17 protein-coding genes and 3 pseudogenes are annotated in these 18,593 nt (G+C 64.7%); 15 read left to right on the forward strand and 5 right to left on the reverse strand.

Translation table 11 applies throughout. The features are described from left to right. The first annotated feature begins 15 nt into the window (after nucleotides 1-15). From AAHS21_RS29010 to AAHS21_RS29025, 4 genes and pseudogenes are all read left to right on the forward strand, one after another. Nucleotides 16-1,080 carry a sensor domain-containing protein gene (locus AAHS21_RS29010; protein ID WP_330981104.1) on the forward strand — a complete coding sequence of 355 codons (1,065 nt, stop codon included), beginning with the start codon at nucleotides 16-18 and terminating at the stop codon, nucleotides 1,078-1,080. Nucleotides 1,081-1,148: 68 nt separating this feature from the next. Continuing rightward, nucleotides 1,149-2,135, forward strand: coding sequence for a sensor domain-containing protein (locus AAHS21_RS29015; protein ID WP_330981105.1), 987 nt, complete (start codon nucleotides 1,149-1,151; stop codon nucleotides 2,133-2,135). 292 nt (nucleotides 2,136-2,427) lie between these two features. Continuing rightward, nucleotides 2,428-2,598, forward strand: a complete 171-nt coding sequence (locus tag AAHS21_RS29020; protein ID WP_330981106.1) for a hypothetical protein — start codon at nucleotides 2,428-2,430, stop codon at nucleotides 2,596-2,598. A gap of 55 nt (nucleotides 2,599-2,653) precedes the next feature. Beyond that, nucleotides 2,654-2,740, forward strand: a pseudogene (locus AAHS21_RS29025) (hypothetical protein); the annotation flags it as partial. A 63-nt stretch (nucleotides 2,741-2,803) separates the two neighbouring features. Here the strand turns inward: AAHS21_RS29025 and AAHS21_RS29030 are convergent. Further along, nucleotides 2,804-2,989 carry a hypothetical protein gene (locus AAHS21_RS29030; protein ID WP_330981231.1) on the reverse strand — a complete coding sequence of 62 codons (186 nt, stop codon included), beginning with the start codon at nucleotides 2,987-2,989 and terminating at the stop codon, nucleotides 2,804-2,806. A 792-nt stretch (nucleotides 2,990-3,781) separates the two neighbouring features. On the opposite strand from AAHS21_RS29030, the gene AAHS21_RS29035 reads away from it, so the two are divergent. Beyond that, the gene (locus tag AAHS21_RS29035; protein WP_330981107.1) at nucleotides 3,782-4,513 is read left to right on the forward strand and encodes a sensor domain-containing protein; all 732 of its coding nucleotides are present in this window, start codon (nucleotides 3,782-3,784) and stop codon (nucleotides 4,511-4,513) included. 117 nt (nucleotides 4,514-4,630) lie between these two features. On the opposite strand, the gene AAHS21_RS29040 is transcribed toward AAHS21_RS29035, so the two are convergent. Further along, nucleotides 4,631-5,746, reverse strand: coding sequence for an IS110 family transposase (locus AAHS21_RS29040; RefSeq protein ID WP_330981108.1), 1,116 nt, complete (start codon nucleotides 5,744-5,746; stop codon nucleotides 4,631-4,633). 509 nt (nucleotides 5,747-6,255) lie between these two features. Here AAHS21_RS29040 and AAHS21_RS29045 point away from each other — a divergent pair. From AAHS21_RS29045 to AAHS21_RS29055, 3 genes and pseudogenes are all read left to right on the forward strand, one after another. Further along, nucleotides 6,256-6,594 (forward strand): annotated as a pseudogene (locus AAHS21_RS29045) (hypothetical protein); the annotation flags it as partial. A 6-nt stretch (nucleotides 6,595-6,600) separates the two neighbouring features. Further along, complete coding sequence (locus AAHS21_RS29050) at nucleotides 6,601-7,875, forward strand: DUF5631 domain-containing protein (protein WP_330981225.1); 1,275 nt, start codon at nucleotides 6,601-6,603, stop codon at nucleotides 7,873-7,875. Between the two features lie 251 nt (nucleotides 7,876-8,126). Next, the gene (locus AAHS21_RS29055) at nucleotides 8,127-8,354 is read left to right on the forward strand and encodes a hypothetical protein (protein WP_330981109.1); all 228 of its coding nucleotides are present in this window, start codon (nucleotides 8,127-8,129) and stop codon (nucleotides 8,352-8,354) included. A gap of 184 nt (nucleotides 8,355-8,538) precedes the next feature. Here AAHS21_RS29055 and AAHS21_RS29060 read toward each other — a convergent pair whose 3' ends face one another. Together AAHS21_RS29060 and AAHS21_RS29065 are read right to left on the reverse strand one after the other, a co-directional pair. Beyond that, complete coding sequence (locus AAHS21_RS29060; protein WP_330981110.1) at nucleotides 8,539-8,934, reverse strand: type II toxin-antitoxin system VapC family toxin; 396 nt, start codon at nucleotides 8,932-8,934, stop codon at nucleotides 8,539-8,541. Between the two features lie 4 nt (nucleotides 8,935-8,938). Continuing rightward, entirely contained in the window at nucleotides 8,939-9,205 is a 267-nt protein-coding gene (locus AAHS21_RS29065) for a type II toxin-antitoxin system prevent-host-death family antitoxin (RefSeq protein WP_061559440.1), read from the reverse strand. Nucleotides 9,206-9,342: 137 nt separating this feature from the next. On the opposite strand from AAHS21_RS29065, the gene AAHS21_RS29070 reads away from it, so the two are divergent. The 4 genes and pseudogenes from AAHS21_RS29070 to AAHS21_RS29085 all read left to right on the forward strand — a co-directional run. After that, nucleotides 9,343-9,846, forward strand: coding sequence for a hypothetical protein (locus AAHS21_RS29070; RefSeq protein WP_330981111.1), 504 nt, complete (start codon nucleotides 9,343-9,345; stop codon nucleotides 9,844-9,846). Between the two features lie 206 nt (nucleotides 9,847-10,052). Next, the gene (locus AAHS21_RS29075; RefSeq protein WP_330981112.1) at nucleotides 10,053-12,092 is read left to right on the forward strand and encodes a serine/threonine-protein kinase; all 2,040 of its coding nucleotides are present in this window, start codon (nucleotides 10,053-10,055) and stop codon (nucleotides 12,090-12,092) included. A gap of 34 nt (nucleotides 12,093-12,126) precedes the next feature. Further along, on the forward strand, nucleotides 12,127-14,193 hold the full coding sequence (locus AAHS21_RS29080) for a serine/threonine-protein kinase (RefSeq protein ID WP_330981113.1): 2,067 nt from the start codon (nucleotides 12,127-12,129) through the stop codon (nucleotides 14,191-14,193). 858 nt (nucleotides 14,194-15,051) lie between these two features. Then, nucleotides 15,052-15,399: pseudogene (locus AAHS21_RS29085) on the forward strand (ATP-binding protein); the annotation flags it as partial. Nucleotides 15,400-15,409: 10 nt separating this feature from the next. Here the strand turns inward: AAHS21_RS29085 and AAHS21_RS29090 are convergent. Next, the gene (locus tag AAHS21_RS29090; RefSeq protein WP_330981114.1) at nucleotides 15,410-16,366 is read right to left on the reverse strand and encodes a membrane dipeptidase; all 957 of its coding nucleotides are present in this window, start codon (nucleotides 16,364-16,366) and stop codon (nucleotides 15,410-15,412) included. Here AAHS21_RS29090 and AAHS21_RS29095 point away from each other — a divergent pair. The 3 genes from AAHS21_RS29095 to AAHS21_RS29105 all read left to right on the forward strand — a co-directional run bounded on the left by AAHS21_RS29095 (nucleotide 16,365) and on the right by AAHS21_RS29105 (nucleotide 18,592). After that, nucleotides 16,365-16,907: a GNAT family N-acetyltransferase gene (locus tag AAHS21_RS29095; protein WP_330981115.1), complete on the forward strand. Its 543-nt coding sequence runs from the start codon at nucleotides 16,365-16,367 to the stop codon at nucleotides 16,905-16,907. The two genes, AAHS21_RS29090 and AAHS21_RS29095, sit on opposite strands and share 2 nt — an antisense overlap. Nucleotides 16,908-17,184: 277 nt before the next feature. Further along, entirely contained in the window at nucleotides 17,185-17,694 is a 510-nt protein-coding gene (locus AAHS21_RS29100) for a hypothetical protein (RefSeq protein ID WP_330981116.1), read from the forward strand. Nucleotides 17,695-18,406: 712 nt separating this feature from the next. Beyond that, entirely contained in the window at nucleotides 18,407-18,592 is a 186-nt protein-coding gene (locus AAHS21_RS29105; RefSeq protein ID WP_330981117.1) for a hypothetical protein, read from the forward strand. The last annotated feature ends 1 nt before the right edge of the window (nucleotide 18,593 follow it).

Consider the following 18,593-nt stretch of genomic DNA (forward strand, 5'->3'; position numbering starts at 1 on the left):
TAAGGAGTCCAGACCATGACTCAGACCATCCCTTCGCACCAGCACCGCGGCTACCCCGGATACGGCACGCCCTATCAACGACCGTGCGAGCCGGCAGCCCCAGCTTTTGCCCCCCACCCGGGCATCAGCACCGCAGGTCGCCCCGGCCAGCTATGGGGATCGCCCGCCGCGCCGCCCGCTTTTAGCCGCCCCATACCGGCGATCGTGCCGCCTGCCGCCGGCCCCTGGGGCCCACCGAACACCTGGCCCGGCCCCAGTGGCTGGCCGATGCCGCCGGTCAACGCCGCCAAGCGCAAGACGCAGTGGTGGCTGGTTGGCGCGGCGGGGGTTGCCACGGTGGCCACCGTCATCACCGCGACCGTCGCGATGGCGGGCTTGGCCGACCACAACGGATCGGCCACCACCGCAGCTAGCGGTGTCCCGGTCCCCGCCCCTCCGGTCACGTCGTCTCTCGCGCCGCAGACCACCGTTGCGGCGCCGGCGCCAGGAAATACCGGCTCGCTCGTCGACGATGAGACTCTGCCCACACTGCTTCCCGACGTCGCTACCGTCGGCCAGGTCATGGGTGGAGTACGGCTTGAGGCCATCGACAGGCTGTCTGGGTCGGGCATGTTCAACGACCAACCCAACCCGCCCGAGTGCGCAGGTCTCGTCGTGCCCGTATCCAGCGTGGCCTACTCCCGTTTCGCGCCGCGCACCACGCTCGTGCAGGCCCTGCGCGATCAAAATAAAAACCTGGTGCACACCGTCTTCAACGGGGTGACGACGTTCTCGACGCAATCCGCGGCCACAGCGTTCGTCAACCAGCAAGCAGGCACCTGGCAGGGTTGCCGCGCGAACCCAATTGTGTTGACCCCCAAGAACGACAAGCCGATGACGTGGACCGTCAGGGACGTCGCCCAGCGCGGCGACACCCTCACCGCGAGCACCGCCCTGCAGAACAGCAGCACGCTATGCCAGCGCGCCCTTACCGCCAAACGCAACGTCGTCATCGACATAACGACCTGCAGCGAGAACCCCGGCGATACGGCCGCGACCCTCGCGGCGCAGATCTCGCAGCGCCTTGGCCAGTCGAGCTAAGCCCCCACCCCTGAACAGCCCGGGCACGCCGTCACGCCGTGCGCCAACACGACCGGAGGTTGCATCCCATGTCAGATCTGCATCAGCGCGGAGTCGGATACCCCTACGCCTCGGCAGCTGCATCGCCCTCGCCGTGGCAGCCTTCGCCGTGGGCACCCCAGCGCACGGACGAGCGCCGGCCGGCCTTCACCGCACACCCGGTCGGGGCACCCGCGCCGTTCACCGGCTGGACGCCGCCCTCGTCTTCCGCTCCTCCGTGGCCCGCTCAGTGGGCGCCGGGCGCCTACCCGCCGCCCGGGCGGCCGCGGCGCACATCACGCACGTACGCGATCGTCGGCGTCGCCGCCGCCGCCGTGGCGATGTGCGCAGTAGTGGCCGTGATCGTCACGGGATCAACGCCGTCACAGCCCGCACCCCAAGGCAGCGACACCACCACGGCACCGGCATCACCAAGCCTGCCACCGCCCTCGCCCGCCCCCACCATCGCGGTCAACGCGCTGACCGGCCTGCTACCAGATCCGGCGGCCATCAACGCGATCATGGGCACCAGCGCGATGGTGCTCGTGCCCGATCCGGCGCCCGACAAAATGTGGACCGCCGATATCGATCGGCCTGACTGCCTCGGGACCTATCACCCGGCCGAATTGGCGAACTACCAAGGCAGCGGCTGGATTGCAGTGCAAACTCAGATGCTTCGCGAGCCCGGTGAGAACTGGACGCACTCCGTGAGCCAAGCGGTGATCAGCTTCGCCTCGGCGCAAGCCGCAACCGATTTCGCTTCCCAGCAGGGCGCCAAGTGGCAAAGGTGCATGGGCGTAGCTGCGACCGTCACCGACACCACCAGCCACGAACGCTACACGTTCACAGTCGACCGCGTAGACAACCAAAACGGCACGCTCACAGCGCGTTTCACCTATGAGGGTCTGGCTGGTTGGGGATGTCAGCGCGCGTTGACCGCGCACAACAACGTCGTGATCGACGTTCGGGCATGCAGTGACGCTCCGACCGACCAGGCCGCCAAGATTGCAGCCTCCATTGCAGGGCGTGCGGCATGAGCGGCCCAGCGATGCGCGTCGCCGAGACCGCCAACCGCTGGCAAAGGATGCTTAATTGGCGAACACTGGTCTTTCTCTCACCGCTCTACATCGCCGGACGCAGCGGTATTAACTCGATGTTTCCGTCCGCAGCCCCAACCACGGCGGCCCCCCTGTGGGCATGGTGGTCATTCGCCCTGACCACCCTCGCTATATCCGTGGCGGTGGTCTGGTTTCTCCTCAAGAGGATAAATAGAGCCACCCCGGCCGATCGCCGCCGCGTTTGGGGCGTACTGCTTGCCGTGATCATGCTGTGGGCTTCATCGACGACGGCCTTGCCGACGTGATGACCCACCTGTCTCACGCTCACTCCATCTGGGTGGAGATCGCCGCTTACGTGATCAGCCTTCTTAGTGCGCTGGGTCTCTTCGCGGCCGGCCTGTGGGCCGGTGGGGCACGTTTTCACGACCGCGAAATTCGCTGACCCAAACGGATATTGCTGTGACAAACATCCGGCCCTTAAAAGCAGACACTGGCCTGTGCGAGTACGAGGACCGCACAAGTGGTTCAGCGCCTATAGCGGCGAACGAGAGGCCGCCGCCATCTGCACCAACTGCCCCATCATCGTCAGCTGCGCCCAGCGCGCTCTGAAACTGGGCGTCACCGACGGCGTGTGGGCATCAGTCCCGCTACCCGGCTCCCGAAATGCCGACGCTCTCCAACAGGCCCGCGCGCGTCTGCAGGAAGTGATCGACCGCTACCAGCGCCAGCCTGCGGAATGGCAGCGCCGGTCCCTGCAGATTCGCCAGGCCGTGCACTTCGCCGCCACCCAACGCGAACAACGCCGCCGCCACGCAGCAGCGGCCACCCGCCACGCGCCCGTGGCATCCCCAGCCCTCACGGAGCGAGCCAGTGCCTAGCACCAGCGCGGCCACCCGCATCCTGCGCGACGATCTGCTCGCCCAATTACGCAGTGCGCAACGCCCCCTGACCACAGCACACCTGCGCGGTCACGCCCCAGCGGTACCCGTCGCCGGCACCGCCGAGTACTGCCCTCCCATCCAGGAACAGATCTACCGCGTCTGCGCTCGTGAACGCCAAGGCCTCGTCAAACGAGGATCCACCCCAGGCCGCGACGTCACGTGGCTGCCGGCCCCAAATCCCGCCGACCGCGAAATCGCCGCCCTAGAAGCCACTTTCACCGACTCCACCACGGCGCAGCGCGCCGACCGCCCCGCCATCGCACGCGCCAGCGAACATCTCAGCGGCCACGGGCTCGCAGGTGCTGATCCACTGTGCCGACCTGTTGGCGCACACATCAGCAGGGCACTGGAGCGCTGCCTCGCCAATCGGCCGACTGACAACCTAGACCCCTTACACCGACAACACAGCGAAAGGAGAAGCGGCACTTCCGCGCCCGGCCAAAGCCAGGAGTTTCCGCGCCGCAACAAACAGATGCCCTCGCCTCACGCCTGCTCACCGCTCCGACTGAGTCGACGCCAGCCAATGTGGCATACGCTTCGCTGCTTAGGCGCACAGCGACCCAAGACCTCGGTGACGCTGCGCACAATCCGGTACTGGCTGATGATGCATTCGGGTCCCAATTCGCCGAGTTTCGCATATTCCCGTTGCGCCGCGGCGCTGGCAGCGAAAGTAAGGTGGCATAGATGATTTCACCGTGCCGCCAGAGCTATCGGGGTGTCGCCGCCTTCGCACTGGCTTGCGTGATCATGACGTGGGCGTGTTCACACGTCCTTAGCGGACAGCCGCGCGCGCTGTCGGCTCGAGACAGTGCGGCCCCGACCGTGGCCCCGACAGATCTCGACAAACTGCTGCTGTCGGACGAACACATCAGCGACATCGTCGGCGCCGGCCCGCTGGCGACCTTCCACACCTATTCGACAATCACCCCGGCCGATGCCAGCGAGACCTTCTCAGATCCGAGCTGTGCCGAAGCAGTCTGGAACACCATGTGGACCGCCTACGACGGCTCTGGCTACACCGGAGCGCTCGGACACGGGTTGCGCGAGCCCGGCGACCGGCATACCCATTCCGTCGACCAAGGAGTGGTCGCGTTTCCCACCGCTGATGCAGCCACCCTATTCGTCGCGCGCGTGACACTGGCCTGGCAGCACTGCGCCGACGCCCATTTCAGCGACACCGGGCCCACCGGGCCGCCGCCGAACACCCGAACCGATTGGTACACAGTGGGATATCCGACAATTTCCGATATCTCAACACTCGTCATCCACCCGGAAGGCAAGGGTGAACAGACCAACGTACGCGCAATCACCTCACGCTCCAATGTCGTCATTGACGTCGCTGCACAAGGCCCCGCCATGGTCACCGACAAGATGGTGACGATCGCGAACGCGATCGCCGCCAAGCTACCCCACTAAATTACGACCTCGCCAAGGCCGCCGCCGAGGAAGATGCCCCCCGCCCCGAGGAGGACGCTCCGCTGTTGACCTCCTCCCGCGACTGAAGGTCGCGGGAGGACCTATGCCGCTTGCGCGTCATCGGTCCCCCAGGGTGGCCAGCGCGCGTGACCACTGGTCGTTGAGCCGCTCGAGTTCTTCGAAATGCCATGGGGCGGGCTGGGATTGGTGTCTGTTGGCTTCATCGGTACGCAGGTGCGTATAAACCTTGCGCACAATTTTGCGTTCCAGGCACCGCAGGGCTTTGGCGTGTGTGTCACCGGCGTCGCGGCGCCGACGGTAGTAGTCGGCGCCGGAGCCGCCCCGCAGTTGGGTGAAGGCGATGCGGAACAGCGCGGCGTTGAGTTGACGGTTGCCGCAGCGGCTACCGCGCAGCCGCACTTGGCTGCCTCCCGAGGTGTGTGGGATGGGGGCGAGGCCGGCGTGGCGGGCGTAGGCGGCTTCGCTGCGGAACCGGTGCACGCCGGCGGTTTCTCCGATGAGTTTGGCGGCGGTGAGTTCGGCGCAGCCAAACAGCGTCAAAAGTGAGGGCGCCGCGGCGCGCACGCGCACGGCGATACGGCGTTCCAGGGCGTCGATTTCGTCGGTGAGCCTGGCGATGTCGGTCAACTCGTCGTAGGCCAGCTCCGCGAGCAAGCCGGGCTGGGTGGCCAGCCAGCTCCGCAGCGCTTGACGTGGAAGCTCGTGGTCGAGCCTCATCCGTTTGCTGGCGTGGGGTGGGTCGAGTTCGTGCACGCGCCACATCAACCGATTCATGGTCGCGCGCCGGTACTGGACCAGGTGCTCGCGGCGATCGACGAGCAGCTTCAATTCCCGCGAGGTGTCGTCGTGGCTGGCCACGGGCAGGTCCGGTTCGCGCAGCACCGCGCGCGCCACGGCCAGGGCATCAATGGGGTCCGACTTGCCCCGGGTGCGGGCCGAGGCACGGGTGCGGGCCATTAGTTGGGGTGGCACACGCACGACATGTTGTCCTGCGTGGAGTAAGTCGTTTTCTAGTCGCGTGCTGAGGTTGCGGCAATCCTCCACCCCCCAGACCAAGTCGCCCCTGAAAGTGTCGCGGGCCCAGCTCAGTGCCTCGAGGTGCCCGTCGGTGGTTGCCGCCACGGTAATTTCTGCCAGCTTTCGGCCGACGCTGTCGACACCGACGAAGGTGTGGGTGGCCTTGTGTGCATCGACACCGATCACGACATCCATTGGCACCACCTTGTGCAGCAGGAACGCCGGCCGCGTTGCGGCCGCTCACCGCGCTTGTGGTGTGCGCGTGAGACACCACAAGCCCCTCCCCCGCCTGGAGCCGGCAGTATTCGCCTTAGCGCGCCGAGGCGCGCACTACTGGCCTAAGCCAGGCCTCAGGTGTTGCAAGCATCCGGCCGCCGCGCGTGGCGGTCGCGACACTTGCGAGTGGCGTACTACTTTCGGTTCGGCCATCCCATCCCTCAGAAGAACGTGCCGGCAGTACCGCAAACAGCCCAGCCGCGGGGGCGGCGGCAGTACTACGTGGAGCCAGACATGCACCCGTCGGGACGTCTCGATGGTATCGCAGGTGCCTCGCGCACAGAACGGCGTATCAGAAGAAATCAATGTACGTGCGGGCGCTGCCTTTTCGCCATAACTCGGTCGCAAGACGTCACCCGCCAGGCGCTCCCACCCGCACAATTCACCTTTGGTAAAGAGCGTTCGGCATATATCGGTAGTCTGATCCGGTGGCGATCTTCGGTCGAAAGACGGCGCGCCAGCGCCTCCGGAGAGCTACCCGGGAATCATTGTCGATGCCGGCCTTCAGCTCTCCTGTCGATTGCTCCCCGTGGGTGATCGGTGGGCTTTGGCCTGCCGAACTGTCGACGGTGACAGACGAAACCGCCACGCTCGCAGAGTATCTCGAGAAAGACCTGCAACGAATCACCGGCAGCGCCAACAAACAGCTGGGGATGGTCAAGCGAGCGGGACTCACCGATGTGGGCTGGCGCGCGGCAGAGGCTCGCGTGATCGACGAAGCCCGTGCGCGTGCCGTTCGGCGCGTCGAATCGACGATTCGCCAGCTGGAGATGATGAAGGCTCAGGTACGCGCGCGACGCCAAACCGCACAGGTCGCGCGACGTTTCAGCACGGCCGACCTGGAAAAGACGCAAGTCATCCCCGCGGTCCCGGCGGCGGAACCCGATGTGGTTGCGCCGGCGATCGACGAAACCCAAGTCATCCCGGTGGTCCCGGCTACAGAGCCCGTCGTCAGTGATCGGACGCTCGACCAGACGCAAGTCATACCGGTCGTCACCGCCGAGCCTGTCACCGCCGAGCCCGTTGCTGAAGAGCCGGCAACCGAGATCTCCGCGGACGACGACCTCGATTCTTCCGGGGGCCGGCATCGAGCTCCTTCCGAGGATGCCACGGTGGACGTCGCTATCCCGGTGCAACCGGAAGTCCGGGAACCGGAACCCGAGCCGGTGGCTGTCAGCGAGCCGGAGGCCGTCAACGAGCCGGAGCCCGAGCCGGTGGCCGTCAGCGAACCGGAGCCCGAGCCCGAGCCGGAACCCGAGCCGGAGGCTGTCAGCGAGCCCGAGCCCGAGCCGGTGGCCGTCAGCGAACCGGAGCCCGAGCCGGAACCCGAGCCCGAGCCCGAGCGCGAACCGGAGCCGGAACCGGAACCGGAACTCGTGGAAGCCCCGGCGGCCGCAGTCAACGCCGAATCCGATTCCGAACGATTGCACCGGCTGTTAGCGTTCGTCGTCCGGCAAGACCCCGGGCTGAACTGGGCAGTCGGCGATCTCGCGGACGGCACGACGCTGTTGGTCACCGATCTTGCCCACGGGTGGATTCCGCCCGGAATCACGCTTCCGGTGGGCGTGCGATTGTTGGCGCCCGGGCGCCAGACCGGCAAAGCCTCGGCACTGCTCGGTGAGGCGATCCGGACCGCCACCTACACGCCCGGCGATCGGGTCGGCCGGGCGACCGACTTCGCCGCGACCGAATCGTCGGTGCAGGCCCGCGAACTGCCGGCGGTCGAGGATATCTCATGGGAACTGGGTCGAGTCACGCACTGGCGCGACGGACTGCCGCGGTTAGTGCACACCCTGGCCAAAGCCGCGACTGCGGGAACGGGTGTCGTAGAAGAGGAAGCCGACCTGCTGCGCGTTCATCTCGACACGGCCCGTTATCAGCTGCTGAGCCAGTATCCGGATGTGGTGCCCGCGCTGTTGCTCAACTGCCTGTTGTTGGCCGCCACCGAAAGCAGCGTGGCCGGCGATGCGACGTCGGCGAACTATCACCTGGCGTGGTTCCAGAAGCTCGACGAACCGCCGGCCAGCCAGTGGACTGCCGAGACCTGACGGCACTCGCCGGCCGTAGCGCGGGTTCTTCGCGGCAGAACAGGTAGTCCATTACGCATGCGCACGACGCCGGTCACTTCGTAGATTTTTATTGACGGCCGGACCCGCCGGGCGCGAATCCCTCTCAGGTGATCGAAATGCTAGCCATCCCGAAAACAGTGGTGCTACATCGTGATACCGCTGCAGCCACGCAACCCAGCCATGCGGCGGTCGCAACATCAGGCGCCGCGCAAGCACACAACCTCACCAAAGTGGCACCGGAACCTGTGCTCATCACCGAACGCCAGGTCACGTTCGCAACCGCGGCTGCCCTCGGGGCACTCCAGCCCCTCACCACCCCGCGCCCTGGGCGTGTCACCCTCTGGCAGCGGTTGGTGCGGAGCGTCAGCGTCGAGCGTGAGCCGCGCCGCCGGTACCCGCCACGCAGGACCAGCTACTTCGAGCAGGCGGCGACGGCCCGTGAGATGGACCGACTGTGAACGAGCTTCTGATGGTCGCAGAAGGCGTTGTGCTGATCGTGGTCAGCATCGGAGTCCACCACCTCTCCGCATGGTTGGAACGCTGGGATTACGAACGCCATTGCGAGGATTGAGTTGGCCGGCAGCGGATTTCGGCAGTTTGGAGTCTTACGATTCTTCTAGGCCGCGTGTGAAGGTCAGAGAGCTAGCCTGGTGCTGCGGTGGGGATCCCCAATTCGGCTGCCGCTGCGAGCATCCGGGCGTCATAGGTGATCACCGTACGTAGGGTGTCGCCGGCACGCTGTGCGGCAACGAGGTGAATGGCGTCGAGACTGCGAAGGGTTAGTGGCTGCAACGTGCCTGCGTCGTCGAGTAACTGTCGGCTCAGCGTGATGATGTCCAAGCCGTGCAGGAGGTCGCGTGCGTGACCAATGGCTTGGGGCCCGTTCGGGAAGACTGCCCGTATCAGTTCAGTGCGCGCCAGGGCTGCTGAGAACAGGGTGTCGTGGCGTTGCTCAGCGAGGAAGTTTTGCAGCGCTACCGATTCCGCCTCGACGACAACGAGTTTCACCAACGCGGACGTGTCCAAATAGATTCGCATCTGGCTAGCGTTCATCGTGCCGTAGTTGTTCTAGAGCCTCAGTGGGACTGTGCGGGTAACTCTGCGGCTCAAGGTCGTCGGCCTTCAAAGGACGAGCCGCCAACACAACCTCGCCGGAGTTGACGAGGTCTTGCCATGGATCCCCTGTAACGGGCACGAGACGCGCGACCGGGCGGCCGCGGTCAGTTATCTCGATCGACTCCCCCGCTGCGACGTCCTCAAGGTACTTGCTGGCGTTCTGCCGAAGCTCGCGAACCCCTATCGCCCTCATGTGCTACATAGTAGCACATGAGGGCGATAGGGGTTGTCTAATGGTTTGTAGACCCTTGCGTCTGTCAATAGTTGTGGCTCACTATGTCCTCGGGCCCCGCAGGCGCGGTGCGCGCCGGACAAGGGGGCTGGTGTGTGATGACCTGGACGACTCAGCTCACGTACGCTGCCGCAGCGCTGTCAGCTGCAGATACCGCGGCACTGGCCGAGGCCCTTGGTAGGGCCGAAGTCAGCTACGACGCTGGTAGCAATCGGTTGCAGATCACGCTGGCGGTGGAGGCCTCGACCCTGGCGGAGGCCACCGGTGTGGGTTTGAGCGCCGCGGCCGCGGCTACCGGTCTTGCGGCGCCCATCCGATTGCTGGTGCAGAGCACTGCCGATTTCGTTGCGGACGCTGAGCACCCGCCGCCGTTGAACCTTGACCTCATTGGAATCACCGAGATCGCTGGTGAGTTCGGTGTCTCCCGCCAGCGCGTCGGACAACTCGCCGACGACCCGGACTTTCCCGCACCCGTCGTGCATGCGGCCATTGGCCGCCTCTACACAAGGGCATCCGTGCGGGCTTTCCACAAGCGCTGGACGGCTGCCCGTAATCCGCGTGGTGGGCGGCGGCGCCGCCACGTCGAACGGTCAGGCACCTAACGCCATGGAGGAGAGACCACCAGTGAGTGTGAAGAGATTTGCCACAGATCGCCAAGGCCTGTCTGTCTGGGAAGGGACGGTGAGCGTGGCGCATTCTGTCGACGATGCGCAGCCAAATCTGCTGGGCGACAACGTAATTCAGGAGGTTGGTGTCACGTCTTGCCTTGATCAGCCCCGCGAGGGCTGGGAGACGTATCGGGGTATCGATGCCGCTGAGTGAGGGTGCACAGTTCGCCGGCTACACGCTGGTGCGGTTGCTGGGTAGCGGAGGGATGGGCGAGGTGTACTTGGCCCGCCACCCCCGTTTCCCGCGGCTGGAGGCGCTCAAGGTGTTGCACACTGAGTACTCGGCCGACCCCGATTTCCAACAGCGTTTTAACCGGGAGGCCGAGTTGGCTTCGGGATTGTGGCATCCCCACATCGTGGGGGTGCATGACCGCGGTGAGTTTGACGGCCAGTTGTGGATCACCATGGACTATGTTGATGGCGCCGATTTGGGCGCGGTGGTCAGTGCGAACTATGCGTCCGGAATGCCGGTCGAGGCCGTCGTGGCGGTGGTCGCCGCGGTGAGCGACGCGTTAGATCACGCTCATCACCGCGGGCTGCTGCACCGTGACGTTAAGCCCGCCAATATTATGGTCAGCCGGGCCGATGACGCCGGAGAGTGGCGAATCTTGTTGAGCGACTTCGGTATCGCGCGCCCGATCGACGATGCGAGCGGCCTGACCGCGACCAACATGGCGGTGGGAACCGTGAACTACTGCGCACCCGAACAGCTGATGGGTGGGGCACTGGATGGCCGGGCGGACCAATACGCGTTGGCGGCTACCGCCTACTACCTGTTGACCGGTACCAAGATGTTTGCCAATCTGCCTGCGGTGGCAGTGATTAGCTCCCATCTGACCGCGCCACCGCCACTTCCTGGAGCCGTGCGTCCCGACCTGGCCATCACCGATGCCGTGTTTGCCCGGGCTCTGGCGAAAGATCCGCGGCAGCGCTTCCAACGGTGCAGCGAATTCGCGGCGGCGTTGGCCGATCAACTCCGCTTGGCGCCGTCTTCACACAACGCGGCGGCTCAAGCAGGCGGCCAGCCGGCCGGCGAGACCCGGCCGTGGACGACGACGCGGCCTGATCGGACTCCACCGTCGTCTGAGCCGGTCGCCGCCGCGTTCACTGCGCCACCACAGCCAGCTGGGCGACCGCATCCAGGCCCGGGATGGCCGCCGACGCCGCCCAACCCGCATCATGAAGGCGCACCACCGCGGCCGGCACGACGGCGCCGGTGGCTACGGGCCGCGGCCGCGGCGGCCGCGGTGCTCGCTGCCGCCGGCGTGCTCGCGTATTTCGTCCTGCCGCACGGCGCTCAGACCTCCGCGCCACCGGGCACGACATCTGCTCAAGAGGCTGCCGGGCTGGCCGCGCAGCACTATCTCGAGGCGCTCTCGCGGGGGGACGCCGACACGGCTTTGTCGTTGGGCGCCACCGCCTCGGCCACAGCACAGTGGGTCAGCGCCGACGCCCTGCGCACCCAATTGGCGTCAACACCGATCACCGACATTACGGTCACCGCAGCTCCTTCGGCCTCCGGCGATGACCCGGCCAGCGTCCAGTACGTGATTTTGTCCGCCCGCTTCGGGCCGACCTCGTCGCAGACTCGTATTGCATTGCACCGCCACGGCAACGACTGGAAACTCGACACCGCTACCGTGCCTGTCGACATCGGAACGCCAGGCACCAGCAGTGCCTCGTTCAAGGCAGTCGCACTGTTCGGAATCGCAACGAACGGAACAACCCCGGTCTCGGTTTTCCCAGGCGCCCTTGCCGTCTCCTCGTCGAACCGCTTCATCGACATCACCGCCCAGGCGCCCCCGGTACTGCTGAATGCTTTGGGCGCCAACGCCACCCACCCCAGCATCCAACCTGTAGCTACCCTCAACGATGCTGGCCTGCAAGCCTCCAAAACGTCCATCGACAACTGGCAGCATTACTGCTACCAAGGTGTCGCCCCGCCACCGGAGTGCAACACCCTGGACACCGGTGACACCAAGGTATCGGTGATCGGTGCCGGTGATTTCTCCGACACCCGGTTTAGCTTCGATCCCAACACCATGTTGGTGACCGTATCAGGCAGCGTCGTGTACAACGCTCACTCACCAACCACCAGCAGGGTGATCTACAAAGCTAGCGGCACAGTCGATTTGACCAAAGATCCCCCGATGTATGGGTCCACCCCCATCCATCGCTAAACAGTCGAGCGTGAACTGAGGAAGGTGAGCCCCGATGCCGTTGAGCGAAGGTGCCTCGTTTGCCGGTTACACGGTGGTGCGGCTTTTGGGTGCCGGGGAGATGGGCGAGGTGTATTTGGCGCGCCACCCCCGGTTGCCGCGGCTGGAGGCCCTCAAGGTGCTACGCGCGGATCTGTCGGCCGACCCTAATTTCCAGAAACGATTCATCCGTGAGGCCGATCGTGCGTCGCAGCTGTGGCATCCCCACATCGTGGCGGTCCACGACCGGGGCGAATTCAACGGCCAGCTCTGGATCGCCATGGACTACGTCAACGGCCCCAATCTTCATACGGTCCTCACGCAACGCCAGGGCCTGGGCCTGCCGCCGGCCGAGGTGCTCGCCGTGGTCAGCGCCGTCGGCGCGGCGTTGGATCACGCTCATCAGCTCGGCCTGCTGCACCGCGACGTCAAACCCGCCAACATCATGATCAGCCACCCCGATGACGGCAGCACTCCCCGAATCTTATTGAGCGACTTCGGTATCGCTCGGCCCGCCGACGACAACGACGTGACGGCCAGCCTGATGACCGACACCGTCAAAACGTTGGGAACCTTCACCTACGCCGCACCCGAACTACTGCGCGGCGCCACACTCGATGGCCGTGCCGACCAATACGCTCTGGCCGCCACGGCCTACCACTTGCTGACCGGCGTCCCACCCTTTTCCGATACAGATCCCATCTCAGTGATCCACGCGCATTTGACCTCGCCACCTCCGCGCCCCGGAAACACCCGCCCGGACATGGCCATCACCGACGTGGTGTTCGTCCACGCCATGGCCAAAGACCCCACCCAACGCTTCCCCCGATGCAGCGACTTCGCCGCCGCCCTGACCAGCCAGCTCCAAAGCCCCGCCCCAACCCCGGCCCCAGGCGCATTGCCCCTGCCCACCTCAGCGCCCCTGGCCGCCCCGACTCCCCCACCCCCCTTCGCGCCCACCACTCCCCCACCCTGGCCTGGCCCACACCCCGCCTTCCCACCACCGACGGCCCCCCGCTACCCCACCCCGCCACCACACAGAGCACCTATACCGCGGCGCTCCCGCAAACGGCTTGTGGTATCAGCAGTTTCGGCACTGGCGGTGGTGGCCCTGGTGGTTGGCGGCGGCATCTTCGCGGTAGCCAAATTCAGCGGTCCCGACGCGGCCCAGCGCGCCGCGCAAGACCGCGAGGCCGCGCGCCTGGTGGGCCAGCACTATTTGGAGGCGCTAGCCACCGGAGATGCCCAGACCGCTGTGTCGCTGAGCGGCCAACAACCGGCTACCCCGCAACTTTTGACCGACAAGGCACTCGTCGACGAGCTCTCGGCGACGCCGATCAGCGCGATCACCGCGACTAACGACGCGGCACGGAATCCGGACGCCTCGCCGGATACCCAACGCGTCGTGCTGTCGGCTCGCTTCGGGCTCACCCCCTCCCAAGCGGTGATCACCGTCCACAAAAAGGACGGTCAGTGGAAGCTGGACACCACCACCATCGCGGTCACAATCACCGCACCGCCGAACTCCGCGGCCGCGATGAAAGCCCTCGTCGTCGCCGGCGCGCTCACCAATGGGGCCAGCACAATCTCGGTGTTCCCCGGAACACCACATGTCTCCTCGTCGAATCGCTACATCGACATCACCGCAGACACGACACCACTGCTGCTCGAGGCACTGACGGCGGCCGACCCGCCCACCATCACACCGGCGATCGCGCTCAACGACGTCGGCCGTCAAGTATCACTAGAGACGGTCGATAGACGAGCGCACTACTGCTATGCCGGGGCCGCTCCGCCAGAAGGGTGTTGCCCCCCTGAAGGGTGTCGGCAAGTCGTCACCACCGGCCCCAACGCCATCGACAACGACAGTTTGAACCTGGACTCTCTTGAGACCACCGACAACATGCATTACGACCTCGACGCCAACACCCTGAGGGTTCACGTCACTGGTGTCCTGCACTACCGCGCCCACGCAACCCAGCAAGGTCGACCCGTGAACTTGCATGAAACCCTGCCCGTCGACGGCGGTGTCGATCTGAGCACCCAACCACCGGTCTTCCTGCGAAGACAAGAACTGAAGTAACGCTGCGTTGGTTTACTGCCGCTGCACGCGTCGTGGCCAATCAAGCCCCGGCAGCCACCGAGCAGTGCCGCTGCCGCGAAGGCGTTGCAAAGCAACATTATTCCTTGAACGAGTTAACGGTGCCGAAAAGGTATCACTCGCCTTGGGAGCGCCGCACGACACCTTTCCAGAAGTTTGGGTAGGGGTGCCTGGCTTCGAGTTGATCACCAGACACGGGCGCGGTGGCAGCCGGCGGCCAACACCACCGTTCCGGCACGCCAATCCCCCTGCGCGGCATACGGTTCCCACGGTCCGCTGTGGCCAACCGGCCACCTCGTGCGCGACCAGGACCGCTGGGGTCCTCACCGGTGCCATCGTCGGCCGCTCTGGCGGCCCTGTTGGCGATTCGCGGCAACGCAGTTAGAAAGCAACGGGTAGTGGGGCAGTTTGATTTACGCGGTGTGCTGGCGCATCAAAGGTGGTCCATCAGGCGAGACATTTCCCCCGCCTCGAAATAGCTGGCCTCATGCGTCGGGTAACTCGGGCGCGGCTCAGGCAGCCGGATGTGAATGTGCCCGATTGCCGTAATGAATGCTGGACCAGGCCAGTGACGATGTGCCACCGCAGCCAGGGGAGCGGGTAGTGAGTGGAATTTGGGTAGTAGGTGCAACATGACGGATACCTTCAGATGATTCGAGTGGCTGCTACCGAAGTCACAGCTATTAAACACATGTTAAACAGCACTCATGACGTTGGCAACGCGCATGCGGTGCCGGAGGGGTCGCAATCGAGTACCGCCCCGCCGGGCCGCCGTGCTTGCGGCCGGAAACAATGCTTACGCGGGCAACCCGAAGGCTGGCGCGTCATCTTGGGCCCGCCCGCCTCTCAGCTGCGCATCACGCCAACCGGCTGGAGGCCGAGCTGAAGAAGATCCGCCGCTACAAGTTGATCATCATTGACGAGGTCGGCTACATCCCATTCGACCAGGACGCGGCCAACCTGTTCTTCCAGCTGGTGGCGTCGCGCTATGAGCAGGGCTCGATCATGGTGACCTCAAATCTTCCGTTTGGACGTTGGGGAGAGACCTTCTCCGACGACGTGGTCGCCGCGGCGATGATTGACCGCTTGGTGCATCACGCCGAAGTGTTGACCCTCACCGGAGACTCCTACCGCACGCACCAACAGCGCCAACTGCTCACCAAAGAAAACCGCACCGCCGATAACTGACTATCAACCTTTAGGTGCGCCATGCGCATTGGGCTACACGATGGAAGTTGCCGCCCACGACGGCATTGATGCCCGTAGCGGTCCATCCGCGTTGGCTGAGGTGTTCGCCGAGTGTCAGTAGTGTCTCGGGAGCCATCCACTGGATCGGTCCCCAACGCGTGTAGCTGTCGTCGAACATGTGCGGATTGCGGGTGAGTTCGGCAATGAAGTCGGCGTAGTCAACGGAGAAGTCGCTGCTGATCCCCACGTGCTCGATGCCGACCAGATCGACGGCGTATTCCAGATGCCGAGTCATTGCCTCCAGGGTCGGGGTGTTGGGCCCCAGGAAGATGCCGACGCCGGTGATTCCGATGACGCCGCCGGTGGCCGCGCAGGCGCGGGCTTGGTCATCGCTGATATTGCGGGGATGATCCCAGACCGCGCGCATGCACGAGTGACTGTAAATGACTGGGCCGGTCGAGATCTCGCACATGTCTAGTCCGGTGCGGGCACTGCAGTGCGAACCGTCGGGAACGATGCCAACGGTGTTCATCTCGCCGATGATCGAACGCCCCCACTCAGTAAGACCATTATCGGCGACGTCCAGACAGCCACTGCCGGCACGGTTGGCGTGGTTGTAGGTGGGTAGCAGCGTGCGCACCCCAAGGTCGGCGAGAACGGTGAGGTTGGCAAGGTCGTCGTCGAGAGGGCGGGAGTCTTCGAGGTCGAAGACCACGGCGATGCGGCCAGCACCGGTGATCGCTGCGACGTCGCCGACGGTGGCCGCCAGCTCGAGGTCCGGGTGCGCGTCGACCGCGCAACGGTAATGCTGCAACAGCGCCAGCGTGTCGTTGAGGCTGTGCGGCGAATATCCTGCGTTGACTGACACGAAGGCGCCGCCGTGACGCTGGTAGCGGGTCAACGGGGCGACGTCGCTGTCAGTATGCAGTGGCAGACACAGGTGCTGGTCCCACAGGAGCGAGGTCATGAGTACCGATCGTGCATCATCGGTCCCCGCGGTTGGATTGCCGATCCGCACCGAGCGTCTGACGATCCGCCCCCTTCGGCGAAATGACCTCGAAGCCATGCACGCCGTGTACTCGGATCCCGAAGCGACACGGTTCATTCCTGGCGGCGTGCGCGACCACGACGGCACTCGCCAACGAGTCGCAGACCTCATTGATCATCACGAACGTCACGGCGTCAGCAAATGGGCGGTCACCCTGTCCCACAACGGTCAGCTCATCGGTGACTGCGGACTGCAATTCCTGCCCGGGCGCCAAGACCTTGAGTTGGGCTTTCATTTCGCCCGCGCATATTGGGGCCACGGCTATGCCGCCGAATCCGCGTCAGCCTGCTTGGCGTGGGCACTGACTAACCGAACTGAACGCATACTGGCCATCGTCGACCCAAGCCATCACGCCTCGCAACGCGTTTTAACCAAGCTCGGCATGCAACGAGTTGGACGCGACCACATCCTCGGACACAGCTGGATCGTCTACGAAGCTCACCGCGACCCCGCCCACTAACCATCGAGGGGTCAATTCTCGGGATTCGTTTCGGGGTTAACTTTCAGAAAGCGTTGACAGAGCTGGCTTGTCCGAGTTCCCGGAAAGCCCGCCGCGGTGCGGGCTTTCACTGCGGCCGAGACCGACGAGGCACAACGGTACGCGGCAGAACAAGGCGGCATATGCCAACCTCTTCCGACTGCCTGACGGTCGCGATGATCCGCGACACCATAGAGGTCTCTACGTGCCTGCCCTGGCAGGTAGTCAGAGATGAGAGGATTGGCACACGGACAGGGCGATGTCGATCGCGATCTTTCTTAACCCGGGGCACCAATACCTTCATCCGGAAGGATTAGGTTTGGTTGAGGTGACATCCCAAGATGACATCGCAGGTTACCTGGGTGCCGGACGTGTCGAAAGCCTCTCCACAACAAGTCGTTTCGGCCATCTAGATTTCTGGTTTCACCCCGTGGGGTTGACGTCTCAGGACGTGAACCGGCCGGCCACCGAACTGCTGCTGGCCGCGACTCGGTTGACGGCGCGCACCGTTCCGCTCTTGCGCGGCCGCGTCGTCCTAACATCGCATGATGAGAACGGCGAGCTGGCTGGCCTGACACGACAACAGATCTCCCAAGTCGCGTCACACCCGAGCCGAGGCCTTGATCAATGGCTGCTCGATTGGCGCTATAGAGTCGATCGCCGTGCGCTGCGCCGGCGCGTCAAGACTAGCCGCGCCGGCGCGGACCGTGCCGGCTGGGAAGGTTTCAGGAACGCGCTTCCACCACCAAGGCCGACATCAGATCAGTAATCTCAGCCGCTGCCGTACTTGCGGGCAGGCGAGATGGCCCACCTATGTTGGTGCGCGGGTCGAAACGGAACCCACCACCTGAACTGTCAACGCGCAGTGGGATTACCGGTTGTTGGTGGGTCGGCGGCGTTGGGAGCGCTGTGCGCGGGTTTGCAAGATGAATCGTGCCCACCAGCTCGGCGCCGGCCCGGTTTGCAGGAAGGCTAATTGTTGTCTCGAGAGACCGATTGGATCTCCGGCGGGATTGATTCCAGTGATGAGGACCGTTCCGTGCAATAGCGGGACTGCATGTGCTGATAGCCCGGAGGCGGCGTAGAGATTCAGCGTTGCTATCTTGTTGACCGCGGATTGGGCGGCGGTATCGAACCAGAACACCACGTTGGACCGGTATCTGTACCGCTTCGCGGTGATCTGCGCGTCGTTGACGAGGAATCAGCCGTGATCGAAGTGGCCCCGCCGTCTATCGCCGCCGGGATAGAGCCGGCCTCATCCACCAAACGCAACCCGTGAATGCGGCGGTAGCGCTGGGTTAAGAGAAGGCATCGATCCGGTCGCGCCTCGGTGGGAAGCCTGCGATCTGAGTGGGGCGCCGGTACTATCGACACAGGTAGTCATCCCGACAGGGCGACGGAGCCCCAGAGAGCCGGCATTCGTTCCTTTATGCCTCGGCACTGAAATATTCTCCCTTACTCCACCTTTCGTGAGGATAGTGATGCGCGACGAACTATTTTTTGGCTTCAGTGAAACCGGGTGGGATGAGGCGCCCTGGGACGTCGAACCGACATTCACTGCTGATGAGTTGCAGGTCCTGCTTAACCCGGCGCTATCGGTCGCTGAGGCCGCCGCCCGCGTGGGCTGCGTCGAACACGACGTTCTACGGTTGCGTCGAACGGCCTGAA

Source organism: Mycobacterium sp. 050272, from assembly GCF_039023525.1.
Taxonomy (GTDB): Bacteria; Actinomycetota; Actinomycetes; order Mycobacteriales; family Mycobacteriaceae; genus Mycobacterium.